The 16,339-nt window shown below is 65.0% G+C and carries 14 protein-coding genes; 6 read left to right on the top strand and 8 right to left on the bottom strand.

Annotation, left to right across the window (positions count from 1 at the left end; translation table 11 throughout):
- Positions 1–17: 17 nt before the first annotated feature.
- Positions 18–1,682, bottom strand: coding sequence for a dihydroxyacetone kinase family protein (locus KR767_RS01505; protein ID WP_250877883.1), 1,665 nt, complete (start codon positions 1,680–1,682; stop codon positions 18–20).
- A gap of 1,481 nt (positions 1,683–3,163) precedes the next feature.
- Here KR767_RS01505 and KR767_RS01500 point away from each other — a divergent pair.
- Both KR767_RS01500 and KR767_RS01495 read left to right on the top strand, forming a co-directional pair.
- On the top strand, positions 3,164–3,454 hold the full coding sequence (locus tag KR767_RS01500) for a hypothetical protein (RefSeq protein ID WP_250877882.1): 291 nt from the start codon (positions 3,164–3,166) through the stop codon (positions 3,452–3,454).
- Positions 3,451–3,741, top strand: a complete 291-nt coding sequence (locus tag KR767_RS01495; protein WP_250877881.1) for a hypothetical protein — start codon at positions 3,451–3,453, stop codon at positions 3,739–3,741. Before KR767_RS01500 ends, KR767_RS01495 begins: the two co-directional genes overlap by 4 nt.
- Before the next feature lie 462 nt (positions 3,742–4,203).
- Here the strand turns inward: KR767_RS01495 and KR767_RS01490 are convergent, their stop codons facing one another.
- From KR767_RS01490 to miaB, 6 genes are all read right to left on the bottom strand, one after another.
- Positions 4,204–5,226, bottom strand: a complete 1,023-nt coding sequence (locus tag KR767_RS01490) for a magnesium and cobalt transport protein CorA (RefSeq protein WP_250877880.1) — start codon at positions 5,224–5,226, stop codon at positions 4,204–4,206.
- 46 nt (positions 5,227–5,272) lie between these two features.
- Positions 5,273–6,481, bottom strand: coding sequence for a lipoprotein N-acyltransferase Lnb domain-containing protein (locus KR767_RS01485; RefSeq protein ID WP_250877879.1), 1,209 nt, complete (start codon positions 6,479–6,481; stop codon positions 5,273–5,275).
- 258 nt (positions 6,482–6,739) lie between these two features.
- Positions 6,740–7,591, bottom strand: a complete 852-nt coding sequence (locus KR767_RS01480; RefSeq protein WP_166952586.1) for a CorC family transporter — start codon at positions 7,589–7,591, stop codon at positions 6,740–6,742.
- A 173-nt stretch (positions 7,592–7,764) separates the two neighbouring features.
- Complete coding sequence (gene ybeY, locus KR767_RS01475) at positions 7,765–8,232, bottom strand: rRNA maturation RNase YbeY (protein WP_250877878.1); 468 nt, start codon at positions 8,230–8,232, stop codon at positions 7,765–7,767.
- Positions 8,229–9,209: a PhoH family protein gene (locus KR767_RS01470; protein ID WP_250877877.1), complete on the bottom strand. Its 981-nt coding sequence runs from the start codon at positions 9,207–9,209 to the stop codon at positions 8,229–8,231. The genes ybeY and KR767_RS01470 overlap by 4 nt, the downstream gene beginning before the upstream one ends.
- Positions 9,210–9,214: 5 nt before the next feature.
- Positions 9,215–10,564 carry a tRNA (N6-isopentenyl adenosine(37)-C2)-methylthiotransferase MiaB gene (gene miaB, locus KR767_RS01465; RefSeq protein WP_166952581.1) on the bottom strand — a complete coding sequence of 450 codons (1,350 nt, stop codon included), beginning with the start codon at positions 10,562–10,564 and terminating at the stop codon, positions 9,215–9,217.
- Positions 10,565–10,723: 159 nt separating this feature from the next.
- Between miaB and KR767_RS21305 the strand changes: the two genes are divergently transcribed.
- A complete protein-coding gene (locus tag KR767_RS21305; RefSeq protein WP_284732865.1) occupies positions 10,724–11,935 on the top strand; it encodes a lytic transglycosylase domain-containing protein in 1,212 nt (403 codons plus the stop codon).
- Between the two features lie 238 nt (positions 11,936–12,173).
- On the opposite strand, the gene KR767_RS01455 is transcribed toward KR767_RS21305, so the two are convergent.
- Positions 12,174–13,352, bottom strand: coding sequence for a S1C family serine protease (locus tag KR767_RS01455; protein WP_166952579.1), 1,179 nt, complete (start codon positions 13,350–13,352; stop codon positions 12,174–12,176).
- 270 nt (positions 13,353–13,622) lie between these two features.
- Between KR767_RS01455 and petA the strand changes: the two genes are divergently transcribed.
- From petA to KR767_RS01440, 3 genes are read left to right on the top strand one after another with little or no spacing between them, the layout of a single operon-like run.
- Entirely contained in the window at positions 13,623–14,225 is a 603-nt protein-coding gene (gene petA, locus KR767_RS01450; protein WP_166952576.1) for a ubiquinol-cytochrome c reductase iron-sulfur subunit, read from the top strand.
- Positions 14,225–15,526, top strand: coding sequence for a cytochrome b (locus KR767_RS01445; protein WP_166952574.1), 1,302 nt, complete (start codon positions 14,225–14,227; stop codon positions 15,524–15,526). Before petA ends, KR767_RS01445 begins: the two co-directional genes overlap by 1 nt.
- Positions 15,519–16,271, top strand: coding sequence for a cytochrome c1 (locus tag KR767_RS01440; RefSeq protein WP_208392712.1), 753 nt, complete (start codon positions 15,519–15,521; stop codon positions 16,269–16,271). Before KR767_RS01445 ends, KR767_RS01440 begins: the two co-directional genes overlap by 8 nt.
- The last annotated feature ends 68 nt before the right edge of the window (positions 16,272–16,339 follow it).

Genomic DNA, 16,339 nt, shown 5'->3' with positions numbered 1-16,339 from the left:
TGCTTCACCGGGCCCGTTCAGTGATCCGTGTGAGCCTGCACGATCGCCTCGATCCAGATTGCCACGGCGACCGCGCCGCCATCGGGAATGCCTGAGGCCCGATCACCGAGATAGCTCGCCCGCCCGGCGCGCGCCTGCATGGCGGCCGTCTGGTCCGCACCGTCACGTGCGGCCTGCGCCACCGCTTGTAGCGTACCGCCGGATGCAAGCGAGGCCGGATGCAGTGCATCCAGCATCGTCCGGTCGCCAGGCTTCGCGCCGCCGAGATCGGTAATGGCCTGCGTGGCCGCTGCCAATGCCTTGTGCCAGTCCTGGCGCCCTGGTGCATCGATGCCAGCGAGTTCGCGGGCGGCGCGCGTGAGCGCCGTGGCATAGAACGGTCCGGAGCTGCCGCCGATGGCACGGCGCATCGCATCGGCCATGGCAAGCAGCGCGACTTCGGGGGACTCCCATGCATGATCCTGCAACGCAAGCACGGCCTCGGCACCGCGCCGCATGCTGATACCCAGGTCACCATCACCTGCCTTGCGATCGAGTTCGGTCAGTTCGTCCTCTGCGGCGATCAGGGCATGGGCCGCAGCGTGAGCGGCAGATTTCACCTTCAATCCGGCCGCAGAAGGCCTGGCTGATGACGTTGCACGTTCGGCCATGCGCGGTGCGGCTATCACCCGAACTTCGTTGAGCTTGCCACCACCAGGCCATGCAGCCGCATCGCTGGTGGCATCAAGCAGGGCCACCAGTTCGTCATCCACCTTCATGACGGAAAGTGAGCAGCCCGGCATATCCAGAGCGGTGAGGAAGTTTCCACACCACGCACGCTCCACGACGATGCCGCGCGCATCCAGCCAGCGCAGCGCGTCACGCAGCAGTACATCGAGTTCCATGGGCGGCGTGGCGCCGAGTCCGTTGACGAGCAGGGCGATGCGTTGGTGTCCGGAGAGGGAAAGATCGCTGGCGATGGCCTGCAACATGGTATCGACAAGAGCTTCGGCACTCGCCATCGCACCACGCCGCACGCCGGGTTCGCCGTGGATGCCAAGTCCGTATTCGATCTCGCCTTCACCCAGTTCAAAGCCGGGATGGCCCACCGCCGGCACGGTACACGAGCCCAGCGCGATACCCATCGAACCCAGTCCGCCAATGGCGCGACGGGCGAGGGTAGCGACCTCCGCCAGCGGTTTGCCGGCGGCCGCTGCCGCGCCCGTGATCTTGTGCACCAGCACGGTGCCGGCGATGCCGCGACGCCGGTCCGGCGGCACGGTATCCCGCAGCGCCACGTCATCGGCCACGGTCACCACCTCGACCGGAATGCCTTCGGCTCGCGCCATTTCGGCGGCGAGGCCGAAGTTGAGGCGGTCCCCCGTGTAGTTCTTGACGACCAGCACGGCACCGGCCGGTCCGGCGACACGGCGCAGGCCGGCGAGCACGGCGTCGACGCTGGGCGAGGTGAAGACATCGCCGGCAACGGCGGCCGTAAGCATGCCATGGCCGACATACCCCGCATGGGCGGGTTCATGGCCACTGCCTCCACCGGAGAGCACGGCCACCTGCCGGCTTCCGTCGGCATCGCGCCGTACGACGACGTTCTCCGTGTCCAGCAGGGCCAGTCCGGGAGATCGGGCGACCGTGCCTTCGAGCATGTCGCGGACCACGTGGCGGGGATCGTTGATGAGCTTCTTCATGGTGCCGTACACCTTTGCGCCCTGGGCGCGGTGGAGGGATGCATTGAGCTTAGCGTCAAGTCGCTTCATGAGGCACCGGCCCGCGACAACCCCTGTAGGAGCGCGCCTCGCGCGCGACCGGTTGGAATGGTGCCGCTCCGTAGTAAAGCAGCCCATGTGGTGCGTCGCTCCGTAGGAAGGGCTCGCCTGTCGGCGTCGCGCTCGGCGCCTGTGGCGTGGTCGCCTGGAGGCGGCGGGTGCGGCCCTTGTCGCTCCGGCCTGCGGTGTCCCTCGGGAAAGGAGGAGCCGCTGCGCGGCTCAGTGTCTTATGGCTTCGCCCCTTCGGGCACGGGGAGCGGGCGGGGTTTTTCGACTCGGCTCCTGCCTCGGCGAAAAAGGCCGGCCATCCTGGCCGGCCCCGCTACGCGGCCTTTTCCGCCCACTCCCCTCACCTCCATCACCTCGCGCCAAGGGCCGCCCCCGCCGCCTCTCCCCACGTCGCGGCAGCTTGTTGTAGGAGCGCGCCTGCGCGCGACCGGTTGTCGCGAACACCATCATCGTTTCGATATCACCGGTCGCGCGCAAGCACGCTCCTACAGAGATGCGGTGTCGCACGATGGACCGCCGATGCGACCGGCGCCTCCTCACGACTAACCTGGCGTAACTACTGTCGTGTAGGAGCGCGCCTGCGCGCGACCGGTTATCGCGAACACCATCATCGTTTCGATACCACCGGTCGCGCGCAAGCACGCTCCTACAGGTATGCGGTGTCGCACGATGGATCGCTGATGCGGCCGGCGCCACATCACGACTAACCTGACGTAACTACTGTCGTGTAGGAGCGCGCCTGCGCGCGACCGGTTATCGCGAACATCTTCATCGTTTCGATGCATCCGGTCGCGCGCAAGGCGCGCTCCTACAGGGATTGCGCGGCGCTGGATGGATATCGAAACGATTGGCGCCAAAGCCGATGCAACGTCATCGTGTTTGCTGGCAAACCGAGGCGCTGGGTTCCTGCGTGCGCAGGAACGACGAGCGTGTGGTGACGATTTTTCAGAATCCTTCCATATCCAAACGCGTGCGCAATTTGGTACGGTGTGCGCGTTGTCTGCTCGTTCGTTGAGGGCTCGGCAGACAACCATCGCTCGACGTATCGAGAAAGACGCGGAACGGAGGTGCTACCAACACCTCCGCCCGCTGACCAAACCAACCGCTTAGGAGTTGATTATGGCTGTGCCAAATCTTAAGGCATTCTCACACCCACCGTCTGTCCCGGACGGTCCAGGGACGTCCTAAACACCTGTCAGGACGCGGCTAACGCCCGCGTTCGTCCTGATTTCTCACCGTTTCTGGCTCTGCCGTCGCACCCGGCGCGTAGCGCCCTGCCTGTGAGAAAACCGGACAAAGTGCGGGAATCGTGAGATCTCGTCGCCCGAGTCGATGAGGGGCACGGCCCTTGGCGTGCCCCGCTCGGAAGCGGCATACCAGGGAAAAACCAAACCATGAGTGATCCGAAAGACGATGGCGTCCTCGGCGAGGGGAGCTTTGGCCTGAATGTTGAGGCCAGCATGGATACGTTGATGAATGACGCGACGGCGTGGCAGGCGTATGCCGAGGCGATGCAGTCGGTGCTGACCGAATACATGGCTGAAACCGAATTGCCGAATCAGCGGTGTGTTGCCCGGGCGATGTCGGGTGTCAACGTGCTGTATCGCATGGGCCTGCAATGCACCAAGCATGCGAACGTGCGGCGCATGTGGGATGAGGTGCGTGCGCTGGGAGGGGCGAAATGATCGTGGGGCTGTGGGAAGTGGGTGTCGCGCTGGTGTTGCTGGTGGTGAACCTGCTTATCTACATGAGCAGTTATGGCCAGAGGTGTTCGCTGGCGACGGGGGCGCGGATGTTTTCGGTGTTGTCGTTTGTGGCGTTTATCGCCGGGTCGTTCGCCGTGGGGGATATGGCGGCGCATGGATGTTTGCTGCCGCGGGAGGAATGGCCGGGGATGGTGTTTGACGCGGCGAGTGCGGGGTTAGTGGGCGCGTCGCTGGGGGCGGTCTGGCTTTGGGGGATGTCGCGGTAGGAAGCGATGCACCCGACGACACCGTATCCCGGTAGGAGCGCGCCTTGCGCGCGACCGGTGGTATCGAAACGATGATGGTGTTCGCGACAATCGGTCGCGCGCAGGCGCGCTCCTACAAGATCACCGTGAGATCGGTAGAGGCGGCGGGGGCGGCCCTTGGCGCGACTTGATGGAGGTGAGGGGAGCGGGCGGAAAAGGCCCGAAGGGGACGGGTCAGGATGACCCGTCTTTCCTGCCGAGACAGGATGTCGAGTCAGGAAACCCCGCACGCTCCCCGGGCCCGAAGGGGCGAAGCCATAAGACATTAGCCGCGTCAGCGGCTCTCCTTTCCCGAGGGACACCGCAGGCCGGAGCGCCAAGGGCCGCACCCGTCGCCTCCAGGCGACCACGCCACAGGCGCCGAGCGCGAGGCCGACAGGCGAGCCCACCCTACGAAGCAAACACCCCACCCAAAAAAACGCCTCAAAACCAGCGATTCTTCTTGAGCAGGATGAAAATGCCACCCACGATACACGCCACCACGCAGATGATCGTGGGATAGGCCCAGGGCTTCTCCAGCTCCGGCATGTGCGCGAAGTTCATGCCGTACCAGCTGGTGATGAGTGTCGGTGCCGCAAGCATGGCGGCCCAACCGGCCAGCTTTTTCATCACCTCGTTCTGCCCGAACGTCACCAGCGAGAGGTTCACGCTGATTGCGGCGCCAAGCATCTCGCGCATCGCGTTGATGGATTCGTTTACACGGAATACATGGTCGTAGATGTCGCGGAAGTACGCACGCAATTCATCGTGGATGAGGTGCGGATGCAGGCGTACCAGTTGCGCGACGATATCCTGCAACGGCACCACCGCGAGGCGCAGGGTCATCAGTTCGCGCTGCATGTCGTACAGGCGCTTGATGGTGTTGCGGTTGTAGGTTTCGGCGAAGATGTCGTTTTCCAGCTCGTGCAGCTCCTGGCGGAAGTCGCGCACGATGGGAAGGAAGTTATCGACGATGAAGTCGAGCACGGCATACAGCGCATAGCTCGGGCCCATGCCCAGCAGCTCCGGCGACTGCTCGCAGCTGCGTCGTGCCGGGGCGTAGGAGAGCGAAGCGCCGTGGCGCACGGTCACGAAATAGCGCCGACCTACGAAGATCTGGGTTTCGCCGAAGGCGATGTTGCCGCCGACGAGCTGGGCGGTCTGCGCCACGATGAACAGCGAGTCGCCGTAGGCTTCGATCTTTGTGCGCTGGTGGGCGTGCTGGGCGTCTTCGATCGCAAGATCGTGCAGGTCGAATTCTTCCTGGAGCTTCAGTAGCAGGGTTTCATCGGGCTCGTGCAGGCCGACCCAGACGAAGGTGTCCGGTTGCTTGAGTACGTCGCTGATGGCATCGAGGGCAATGTCGCCGATGCGCTTGCCGTCGTTGCGATAGGCAACGCAGTTGACCACCATGCCGCCCTTGGTATCGCCGGGCGTCGGTTCGGGAAGAAGAGGTAAGGGTGCCATGGCCGCATGATGCCGCGCCGGATGTGACGCGGCAATGTAGCGGTCGTCAGTCGTGGCGGCGGTAGAACGTGGCGAACAGGGCCGTCCAGCAGGGCAGGGCAAAGAGCAACCAGGGCATGTTCCGCTGCGGGAAGTCCGGCCACAGGTGCAGCAGCAGCGCGATCACGCAGGCCGCGAAGGAGATGCCGGCAATGCGCGGCGCGAAGCGCCCCATCGGGCGGCCAGCACGGCGCAGCTTCCAGATGCCGGGAATGAGCAGGAAGCCCAGTGGCTGGTAGGCGAGCAGGTTGAAGTTGCCCCATGCCGAGCGGTGCAGCGTGAGCGCCCACAGGCCGATCATGAGCAGGCCGGCCAGCCCCGCGAATACGGTGAACAGCGAGCCGAAGGCGACGAAGATGCCACGCGCGATGCGCGTACGGGAAAACACGGGCAGGGAAAGAGGCGCGGCCAGCACGAGGCCGGCGATCAGCAGTGGCCAGCGCAGGTCGGGAGCTTCCCCGGGCGGCGCGTCGAGGCGACTCGGGGCGAGCGTATCCTCGGCGGCCACGAGCGCGCGCTCGTCGGAGCCGCTGCCGATACGGACGCTGCGGATCTCGTCTTCCAGCACCATGGGCAGGAAGGCTTCCTTCCAGGCATTCATGGGCTGATCGGCAAAGGGGCCAAGTCCCAGGTCCATGCCAAGCATCAGCCAGGGCTGGTTGCTCATCAGGCGCGCAGTCTGTTCGCGGTAGGTCATACCGCCAGGCTTGCTGCGCAGCTGCGCGCCGAGGGCGCCATCGAGCGCATCGTCCAGTGCGTTGCGGACGCGCGTGGTGCAGTTGTCCAGGTAATAGTCGTAGTTGTAGCCGGCGTTCTGGGGTTGCACGTTCCAGACGAGGAACCGTCGCAGGCGATCCTTCTGTTCATCGTTCAGTGCAAGGCGCTGCTTGCGTACGTAGCGGCCTTCGCCCGAATAGAACGACACGTCGGATGCGGTGGGCTCGGCATCCATGCGGTAGGCCATGATGCCGCGCGCGAAATTCAGGATGAACCCGTCCTGGTCGAAGTCGAACACGCCGTAGTTGAAGGCGATGGCCTGGCCGCTCACGGTGTCGCGCACTTCCAGCGCATCGTGGCCGAAACGCTCCCAGTAGATATCGCCCGGGCCATAGGTCATCAGCGAGATTTCGAGATCGCTTGCAGGTGCATCGACCACGCCCGCGCGAGCGAGCGGCACGATACACAGGGCAAGCAACAGGATCAGTGCAAAACGCATGGGGCGTACGACATCCGTGGTAGGAGCGCGCCTCGCGCGCGACAGGTTCGTGGCAAAACGCATGACCCGTGCGCCATCCCTTGTAGGAGCGCGCCTCGCGCGCGACAGGTTCTTGGCAAAATGCATGAGCCGTGCGCCATCCCTTGTAGGAGCGCGCCTGCGCGCGACAGGTTTTTGCGAAGACGTAGCCAGGCCCTGCCGCTGTATCGCGAAAGGTGGTCGCGCGCGAGGCGCGCTCCTACAGGGCCTGTTCTGGGATCAGGATACTTCGTCGGTGCGGGCGACGTGGAACTCCTGCACACGGCGATCATCCGCCTGCGTGACGCGGAACACGAAACCACCCACCGAGATTTCTTCGCCTGCCGACGGCAGGTGCCCGAACTCGGAGGTGACCATGCCGCCGACCGTGTCGAATTCCTCGTCGGAGAAATGCGAACCGGCGATTTCGTTGAAGTCGGCGATGGGGGTGAGGGCGCTGACCGAGAAGCCGCCTTCGGCCAGGGCCTGCACCAGCACCGGGTCTTCCTCGTCGTCGTGCTCGTCGTCGATTTCGCCGACGATCTGCTCCAGGACGTCCTCGATGGTGATCAGGCCGGCCACGCCGCCGTATTCATCTACCACCAGGGCCATGTGGTTGCGCGTGAGGCGGAATTCCGCCAGCAGCACGTTCAGGCGCATGGATTCGGGGATGAGCACGGCCGGGCGCAGCAGGGCGCGCACGTCGAAGGCCTCGCTCTGGCCGAAATACTTCAGGATGTCCTTGGCCAGCAGGATGCCGAGCACTTCGTCCTTGTCCTCACCGTGCACGGGGAAGCGCGAATGGCCGGATTCGACCACGGTGGCAAGGATGTCGGCGAGGGGGGCGTCGGCGGGGAGGCTGACGATCTGGGCACGGGGCACCATGACATCGTCGACGCTGAGTTCGGTGACCTTGATCGCACCCTCGACCATGGTCAGGGTGTCGTTGGACATCAGGCCGTTGGCCTGGGCGGTGCGCAGCTCCTCGATCAGTTCGTCGCGGTTGCGCGGTTCGCCGGAAAACAGGTGGCCCAGTCGATCCCACCACGATCGGTGGGCCGGGCCGTTGGTACTACCAGGGTCCTCGTTCATCACTCTTTGGTTTTCTGCCCGGATGGGCGGAAGGGGCAGTCTACTGGAATTCTGATGACGGTTCAGGGCAAGGGGGGATCTGTAGGAGCGCGCCTTGCGCGCGACGGCTGCGTAGCAGCCATGGCGGGTTTTCTGGCCGTCGGCCTTCGGAAGGGTCGCGCGCAGGCGCGCTCCTACATCGCTTCGTAGGGGTCTGCTATGCCCAGCCCCGCCAGGATGCGGGTCTCCAGGGCTTCCATTTCCTCGGCCTCGGCCTCTTCGATATGGTCGAAGCCCAGCAGGTGCAGGGTGCCGTGGACGGTGAGGTGGGCCCAATGGTCGGTGGCCTTCTTGCCCTGTTCGGCGGCCTCGCGGGTGACCACGGGGGCGCAGATGACCAGGTCGCCCAGCAGGGGGACGTCGACCCCCGGCGGAAGGTCAACGGGGAACGACAGCACGTTGGTGGCGTAGTCGCGCCCGCGGTACTGGAGGTTCAGCGCCTGGCCTTCCCCGGCCTCGACGATGCGGATGGACACCTCGCTGGCCTTGCGGCGCCTGGCGCCCTTCAGGGCGGCCTCGACCCAGCGGCGGAAGCTGGCGGAGGCCGGGATGCCCTTGCGCGAGGCCACGGCATAGCCGATGGCCACATCGACCTTGCTCACGGGGTGTCGTCCTGCTTCTGCTCGAAGGCCTCGTAGGCACGCACGATCTTCGCCACCAGCGGGTGGCGCACCACGTCGCGCGAGGTGAAGAAGGTGAAGCTGATGCCGTCCACGCCGCGCAGCACCTCGATGGCGTGGCGCAGGCCCGAGCGGATGTGGCGGGGCAGGTCCACCTGCGACACGTCGCCGGTGATCACCGCCACCGAGCCGAAGCCGATGCGGGTGAGGAACATCTTCATCTGCTCGACGGTGGTGTTCTGCGCCTCGTCGAGGATCACGTAGGAATCGTTGAGCGTGCGGCCGCGCATATAGGCCAGCGGCGCGATCTCGATCACGTTGCGCTCGATGAGCTTGCCCACCTTCTCGAAGCCGACCATCTCGTAGAGGGCGTCGTATAGCGGGCGCAGGTAGGGATCGATCTTCTGGCTGAGGTCGCCGGGCAGGAAGCCGAGTTTCTCGCCGGCTTCCACGGCCGGGCGCACTAGCAGCACGCGCTGCACGCGGTTGGCTTCCAGTGCCTCGATGGCGCTGGCGACGGCGAGATAGGTTTTGCCGGTGCCGGCCGGGCCCACGCCGAAGTTGATGTCGTGGGTGGTGATGGCGTGCAGGTAACGGGCCTGGTTGGGGCCGCGGCCCTTGATGACGCCGCGCTTCACCTTGATCACCACTTCCTGCGCCGACTCGGCGGCCTGGGCGTTCAGGGCGTCGATGCCCGACTCGGCCAGGTGCAGGTTGATGGTCTGCCCGTTGAGGATTTCCGTCTCGGTGGCGGCATACAGTGCCTTCAGGACGCGCTCGCCGGCCTTGGCCGCGGCTTCGTCGCCGATCACGCGGAACAGGCTGCCACGATGGTCGATCTCGATACCCAGGCGCAGCTCGATCTGGCGGATATGCTCGTCGAGCGGTCCGCAGAGGTTGGCGAGGCGGGTGTTGTCCTCGGGGTCGAGGGCGAAGTCGTGCTGGGAAAGCTGGCTCATGGCATTCACGAGGCGAGCGCGACCTCTTCGTCGAGACGGACGCGTCCGCGCAGGGAGTTGGCCATCGCCTCGGTGATCACCACATCGACGAACTGGCCGATCATCCGCGGATGGCCGGGGAAATTCACGTAGCGCATGTTTTCGGTGCGTCCGGTCATTTCGTTGGGATTCTTGCGGCTGGGCTTCTCGACCAGCACGCGCTGCACGCTGCCGACCATGGCTTCGTTGATCTTGCGGGCGTTTTCGTTGATGGCCGCCTGCAGACGCGACAGGCGCGCGTGCTTGGCTTCGGCCGTGGTCTCGTCGGGCAGGTTGGCTGCCGGCGTGCCGGGGCGCGACGAGAAGATGAACGAGAAGCTCTGGTCGAAACCGACATCGGCAATGAGTTTCATCGTCTTCTCGAAGTCGTCGTCCGTTTCACCGGGGAAGCCCACGATGAAGTCGGACGAGATGCAGATATCCGGGCGCACGGCGCGCAGCTTGCGAATCTTCTGCTTGAACTCGATGGCCGTGTAGCCGCGCTTCATCGCCGAGAGGATGCGGTCGGAGCCGGCCTGCACCGGCAGGTGCAGGTAGTTGGCCAGCTGCGGTACGTTGGCGTAGGCCTCGATCAGGGAGTCGGAGAACTCCAGCGGATGCGAGGTGGTGAAGCGGATGCGGCCGATGCCGTCGATCTGCGCGATGGCGTGGATCAGCACGGCCAGGTCGGCGATGTCGCCGTCGTGCATGGGGCCGCGGTAGGCGTTGACGTTCTGGCCCAGCAGGTTGACCTCGCGCACGCCTTGTTCGGCAAGCTGGGCCACCTCGACGATGACGTCGTCGAACGGGCGGCTGATTTCCTCACCACGGGTGTAGGGCACCACGCAGTACGAGCAGTACTTCGAGCAGCCTTCCATGATCGAGACGAAGGCGGTGGGGCCTTCGGCGCGGGGCTCGGGCAGGCTGTCGAACTTCTCGATCTCGGGGAAGCTGATGTCCACCTGCGCCTTGCCGCTGCTGCGCTTGGCCTCGATCATCTCGGGTAGGCGGTGCAGGGTCTGCGGGCCGAACACCAGGTCGACATAGGGAGCGCGCTTGAGGATGGCATCGCCTTCCTGCGAGGCCACGCAGCCGCCTACGCCGATCAGCACCGGCTTGCCGTTTTTCTTGTGCTCGCGCCACTTGCCGAGCTGGCTGAAGACCTTCTCCTGCGCCTTTTCGCGGATGGAGCAGGTGTTCACGAGGATGACGTCGGCCTCGTTTTCGTCCTGGGTCAGTTCCAGCCCGTGCGACGCACGCAGCACGTCGGCCATCTTGGCCGAGTCGTACTCGTTCATCTGGCAACCGTGGGTCTTGATGAAAAGCTTGCCGCTCATGGGGCTGGATACCGTGTTTCGTGGGTGAATACCGAACCGCGTAGTTTACGCCGCCAATAGGGCCATCGCCAGATGGCCGCCATCTATCAATGACTTGCGTGAAGGGCATCACGTTCCCGGCCCTTGGCGGGGCAGGGGGCTTTGGGCACACTGGCGCCCATGACCGAGGACGTGTCGCCAGGGGAATGCGCCGGCCGGGCCGGCCCGCGTTTCCGTGCCCTTCGCCCGATCCTGCAAAGGGTCGCGCTGGCGTGCGTCCTCTTGCTGGCCCTGCCGGTGGCCCGGCCTGCCTGGGCCGGCGCCATGTATCGCTGCACGGGGGCCACGGGCGAGACCGTCTTTGCAGGTAGTGCGGCCGGATACCGTAATTGCAAGAAGATCGGCAATGCCTTGCCGGCGAAGGCCTCGCGACCGCTATCCGCGGCGGCCGCAGCACCGGCCCTGCCGCCGGCATCGGCGGTCGGTGCGGCGCTTGCATCCTTGCCCGCGGCCGCGTCCCTGGCTTCGGCGCCGGCACCCGGTAAACGCCTGGCGGGGGCCCCGGATCAGCCCCCTGAGAACGTCGCGCCAGGTAAACCGCCAGCTCCAGCCATCGCTTCGCTGGCCGGTGTCACGGCCTCGGTTGTGGCCTACCCCGGCGATGGGAGCGAGAAGGCGCCGGTTGTCGCGCCGACAAAGCGGGGATGGTCGTATCAGGAATCGGCGTCTACCGACCTTACGGCAGCCCCGGCTCCGGAGGCGGCCAAGGGTTCGCGGGTGTTGCGTGGTGCGGTCTATCGCATCGTGCGGGCGGATGGTGGGGTGGAATACACCAACATCGCGCCGGGTGGAGCGCCGAAGGGGCAGACGGTAAAGATGCTCTTTACCTATATCGCCACCTGCGTGGCCTGCGATGTCCATTCGAAGATCGATTTCAACAACGTGGCGCTCAATCTGGCCGCTTACGGCGATGTGATCCGTGCCGCCAGCATCGAGTACGGTGTGGATGAAGCCTTATTGCGCGCGGTGATTCATGCCGAGAGCGCGTTCAATCCGAGGGCCCTGTCGGTTGCTGGTGCGCAGGGGCTGATGCAGCTGATCCCCGGCACGGCCCGTGACATGGGTGTGCTCGATGCTTTCGACGTCAATCAGAACATTCGTGGTGGCGCCAGGTATCTCGCGCTGCTGCTGCGCAACTTCAACGGCAACGAACGGCTTGCCGCCGCGGCCTACAACGCCGGACCGAAGGCCGTGGAGCGCTACAACGGCGTGCCGCCGTACGACGAAACCCAGGTCTACGTGGAGCGCGTGGGCATCCTGCGCAGGCGCTACGGCGAAAGCCTGCGGCACCAGGCCACCCGCTACACCCCCCTGGCCGAACGCGCCCTGTAGGAGCGCGCCTTGCGCGCGACCGGTTCGGTAGCGGGTGGCTCATGTCCTCGGATGGTCGCGCGCAGGCGCGCTCCTACATGGCAGGGTGCCTCCGAGTCAGTCGAATCTCCTGTAGGAGCGCGCCTTGCGCGCGACCGGTTCGGTAGCGGGTGGCTCATGTCCTCGGACGGTCGCGCGCAGGCGCGCTCCTACATGGCAGGGTTGCCTCCGAGTCAGTCGAATCTCCTGTAGGAGTTTTTCAAGGAGTGGTCTTCAGGGCTTGCAGGGTCGAGCTTGGGGGGCGCTGGGTTGGGGTGAGGCTTACCGAGAATGGCGCGCCATAGCGAAGGCCGGTGACCGTCACCGTCTGGCCGGGCTTCAGCGATGCCTCGTGGCGACGCAGGTCCGACGGATCGAGGATGTCCTCGCCGCCGATCTTCAGCAACACGTCGCGCTGTTGCAGCCCCGCGATGGCCGCCGGGCCGCCGGGTGAGATCTCGTTCACCACGACGCCGCGTGCCGCCGATGGCAGGCCGCTATCGGCCGACACGGGCACCGCACCGTAATCGGCACCGATCCAGCCGCGAACGACATGGCCGGTCTTCACGATCTGCTCCAGCACGTCGCGTGCGCTCTGCACGGGAATGGCGAAGCCGATGCCTTCGGCACCCACCGCCTGGCCGATCAGCGAGGTATTGATGCCCACCAGCTCGCCGTGCGCGTTGACCAGGGCACCACCCGAATTACCGAAATTGATTGCCGCATCCGTCTGGATGAAGTTCTCCAGGCTCGACAGGTTGAGCTGGCGGCCCAGGGCACTGACGATGCCCATGGTCACCGTCTGGCCGATGCCGAACGGGTTGCCGATGGCCAGCACCACGTCGCCGACACGGGGCCTGCTGCTGGTGTCGGTCATGTGGATGGCGGGCAGGTTGCCCGCATCGACCTTCAGCACGGCCAGGTCGGTCTCGTCGTCCGAGCCCACCACCCTCGCCTTGGCCACGCGACCGTCGTAGAGCAACAGCTGGATGTCGTCGGCGTTGGCGATGACGTGGTTGTTCGTCAGCACGTAGCCATCGTCGCTCACGATCACGCCGGAGCCCAGGTTCTGCTGGCGGCGGGTGCGCACCGGCCCCGACGGCACGCTGAAGATGCGCTGCAGGACCGGATCGGAGTACAGCTCGCGCGGTTGCTCTGTCACGAGCTTGTTGGCGTAGATGTTGACCACCGATGGCGCCGCCTTGGCGACGGCATCGGCATAGGAGGCTGGTGCCGCAGAGGCCGGTTCGCCGATGGAAGCCTGTGGCTCGGCGCTGTTGAGGCGCTGGCGCAGCAACGCACCGGCCCGGGGCCAGACCAGCCCGATGACGAACGCGACGGCAAGACCGAGCACGACGAAGCGGGCGACGAAGGCGAGCGTGCGGGCGGCATGTTTCATCTAAGAACGGGGGATCCTGTCGTCGTCGCCTTGCCCATGGGCGAGGTGGCCTGTGGCGGGTCCATTCGCCGTAACGAAGGAGCCGAGCCGATTTTCCGCATCCTGGCGGGTACTTGGCAGCCCTCTCCATCAGTCTGGACAGGGTACGGTTCAGTTTATTGTACGTCGCGGATGGTGCCGTTACACTGCCAGAAATTGCGGAAGCCGATTTCCAGAAGTAAACCGGCGAACGGGGCCCGCATTCTCAATGGCAAAGTTCCGGAGAGCCTGATGGCGAACGAAGAAGTCGTCGATCACGGTCGCCGTCGCTTCCTGACCGTAACGACAGCAGTTGTCGGCGGCGCAGGGGTGATAGCGGCAGTAGTCCCCTTCATCAAGTCGTGGGAGCCGAGTGCGAGGGCCAAGGCGGCGGGGGCGCCAGTCACGGTCGACATAAGTGCCATCGAGGCGGGGCAGAAAGTCACCTTCGCCTGGCGTAGCCTCCCTGTTTTCGTGGTCAACCGCACCAAGGACCAGCTGGCGCAATTGAAGGGCCTGGAGCCCCGCCTGCTGGACCCGCTATCGTCCGATTCGGCGCAACAGCCGAAGTACGCCACCAACGAAACACGTTCCATCAAGCCCGAGTGGCTGGTCGTCATCGGCCTGTGCACTCATCTGGGCTGCGTTCCCGACTTCGTTCCCGACATCAAGCCCGAGCCCTTCGACGCGAACTGGAAGGGCGGCTTCTACTGCCCCTGCCACAAGTCGCGCTACGACCTTTCCGGGCGCGTGTTCAGCGGCGTTCCCGCGCCGAAGAACCTGCCCGTACCGCCGTACCACTTCATCGACGACACCCATATCCAGATTGGCGTCGATCCGCAGGAGGCCGGCTGATGGCAAACGTATTCTCCCGCATCGGCGACTGGGTCAACGAACGCGCTCCGAACCTGGCGCCGACGTACCGGAAGCACATGACCGAGTACTACGCGCCGAAGAACTTCAACCTCTGGTACTACTTCGGTTCGCTCGCCCTGCTGGTGCTGGTCAACCAGATCGTCACCGGCATCTTCCTCACCATGAACTACAAGACGAGTGCGGCGGAAGCCTTCAACTCGGTCGAGTACATCATGCGCGACGTGGAATGGGGCTGGCTCATCCGCTACATGCACTCCACGGGTGCGTCGCTGTTCTTCGTCGTGGTGTTCCTGCACATGTTCCGCGGCATCATGTATGGCTCGTTCAAGAAGCCACGTGAGCTGGTGTGGATTCTCGGCATGCTCATCTTCCTCGTGCTCATGGCCGAGGCCTTCATGGGCTACGTACTGCCCTGGGGCAACATGTCGTTCTGGGGCGCGAAGGTCATCATCTCGCTGTTCGGCACCATCCCCTTCATCGGCGACACCCTGGTGCAGTGGATCATGGGCGACTTCCTGCCCGCCGACGCCACGCTCAACCGCTTCTTCGCACTGCATGTCATCGCCCTGCCGCTGGTGCTCCTGCTGCTGGTGGTGCTGCATCTGGCCGCACTGCATGAAGTAGGGTCCAACAACCCCGACGGCGTGGACGTGAAGCACGGCCCGAAGGGCAATCGCTGGAGCCCGGACAAGCCGAAGGACGCCATCCCGTTCCATCCGTACTACACGGTGAAGGATCTCTTCGGCAGCGGTTTCTTCATCACCGTGGCCGCCTTCATCATCTTCTTCGCCCCCACCTTCGGTGGCTGGTTCCTCGAACACGACAACTTCACCCCGGCGAACAACCTCGTCACGCCCAGCCACATCAAGCCGTCGTGGTACTTCACTCCGTTCTACGCGATCCTGCGCATGATCCCGTCCTTCTTCGGCACGGCGATCTGGGGCGTCATCGGCATGTTCGGCGCCATCCTGCTGCTGGCCCTGCTGCCGTGGATCGACAAGGGCCAGGTCCGCTCCGTACGCTTCCGCGGGCTCGGCTTCCGCATCGCCCTGGGCGTGCTGGTGGTCTCCTTCCTGGCCCTGGGCCTGGTCGGCGCGGGCGTCACGGCGGAGGTCATCCCCGAATGGTTCCCCGGTGCCGACGTCACCACATGGGAAAACGCCTTCGGCCGCCTGATGGTGCTCGGCTACTTTGGCTTCTTCGTGTTCGTATGGATCTACACGCGCTTTGGTTTCGAGAAGACCAGGCCGGTTCCGGAACGGGTGACGATGCATGATTAAGCGCTATCTTTCCTCCCTCGCCCTGGCGCTGGGCCTTGCCGCCGCCACCGTTCCCGCCCTTGCCGCCGAAGGGGAGGGCCTGCCCTCCGCCGGCGCCAACGTGGCCGACCAGGCCTCGTTGCAGCGGGGCGCCAAGCTCTTCTTCAACTACTGCGTCGGCTGCCACTCGCTGAAGTACGTGCGCTATTCGCGCCTGGCCACCGACCTGGGCCTCTCCGAAGACGAGGTGATGAAGAACCTCAACTTCACGGGAGCCAAGTTCGGTGAGCCGGTGATCTCGCACATGCCTGCGGATTCGGCAAAGCAGTGGTTCGGCAAGGATCCTCCGGACCTCTCGCTGGAAGCCCGCGCCAAGGGCACCGACTTCATCTACAACTACCTGCTGTCGTTCTATCTCGACCCGAGCCGTCCGGTCGGCTGGAACAACACCGTGTTCCCCAATGCCTCCATGCCCAACCCGTTGTGGGAGCTGCAGGGCCTGCAGGTCGCGGTACATGGCGAGGCAAAGCCCGGCGAAGAGGCCGTGGTGGAGAAGCTGGAGATTGCCCAGCCTGGCCGCATGAGCCCCGAGGAATTCAAGGGCGCGGCCCGCGACATCGCCACCTTCCTGGAGTACACCGCCGAGCCGGCCGCCCTTCAACGCCAGTCGATCGGCATCTGGGTGATCCTGTTCTTGGTAGGCCTGACCTTCCTGCTGTACCTTCTGAAACATGAGTACTGGAAGGACGTCCACGAAAGTCACTGAGGGCGTCCCTGCGGGGCGGCCACCTGGTCGCCCCGTTCGTATACCGGCCGCACAGGGAGGGAGATAGC

Source organism: Luteibacter anthropi (assembly GCF_023699965.1).
In the GTDB taxonomy this organism is placed as follows: domain Bacteria; phylum Pseudomonadota; class Gammaproteobacteria; order Xanthomonadales; family Rhodanobacteraceae; genus Luteibacter; species Luteibacter anthropi.
This window is presented reverse-complemented; position numbering and strand designations above follow the sequence as displayed.

Excerpts from the sequence above, each read along its gene's own strand:
- KR767_RS01490 (WP_250877880.1), bottom strand. The coding sequence starts at position 5,226 with ATGGCACCCTTACCTCTTCTTCCCGAACCGACGCCCGGCGATACCAAG.
- KR767_RS01500 (WP_250877882.1), top strand. The coding sequence starts at position 3,164 with ATGAGTGATCCGAAAGACGATGGCGTCCTCGGCGAGGGGAGCTTTGGC.
- KR767_RS01440 (WP_208392712.1), top strand. The coding sequence starts at position 15,519 with ATGATTAAGCGCTATCTTTCCTCCCTCGCCCTGGCGCTGGGCCTTGCC.
- KR767_RS01485 (WP_250877879.1), bottom strand. The coding sequence starts at position 6,481 with ATGCGTTTTGCACTGATCCTGTTGCTTGCCCTGTGTATCGTGCCGCTC.
- miaB (WP_166952581.1), bottom strand. The coding sequence starts at position 10,564 with ATGAGCGGCAAGCTTTTCATCAAGACCCACGGTTGCCAGATGAACGAG.
- KR767_RS01445 (WP_166952574.1), top strand. The coding sequence starts at position 14,225 with ATGGCAAACGTATTCTCCCGCATCGGCGACTGGGTCAACGAACGCGCT.
- petA (WP_166952576.1), top strand. The coding sequence starts at position 13,623 with ATGGCGAACGAAGAAGTCGTCGATCACGGTCGCCGTCGCTTCCTGACC.
- KR767_RS01455 (WP_166952579.1), bottom strand. The coding sequence starts at position 13,352 with ATGAAACATGCCGCCCGCACGCTCGCCTTCGTCGCCCGCTTCGTCGTG.
- KR767_RS01480 (WP_166952586.1), bottom strand. The coding sequence starts at position 7,591 with ATGAACGAGGACCCTGGTAGTACCAACGGCCCGGCCCACCGATCGTGG.
- KR767_RS01495 (WP_250877881.1), top strand. The coding sequence starts at position 3,451 with ATGATCGTGGGGCTGTGGGAAGTGGGTGTCGCGCTGGTGTTGCTGGTG.
- KR767_RS01470 (WP_250877877.1), bottom strand. The coding sequence starts at position 9,209 with ATGAGCCAGCTTTCCCAGCACGACTTCGCCCTCGACCCCGAGGACAAC.
- KR767_RS01505 (WP_250877883.1), bottom strand. The coding sequence starts at position 1,682 with ATGAAGAAGCTCATCAACGATCCCCGCCACGTGGTCCGCGACATGCTC.
- KR767_RS21305 (WP_284732865.1), top strand. The coding sequence starts at position 10,724 with ATGACCGAGGACGTGTCGCCAGGGGAATGCGCCGGCCGGGCCGGCCCG.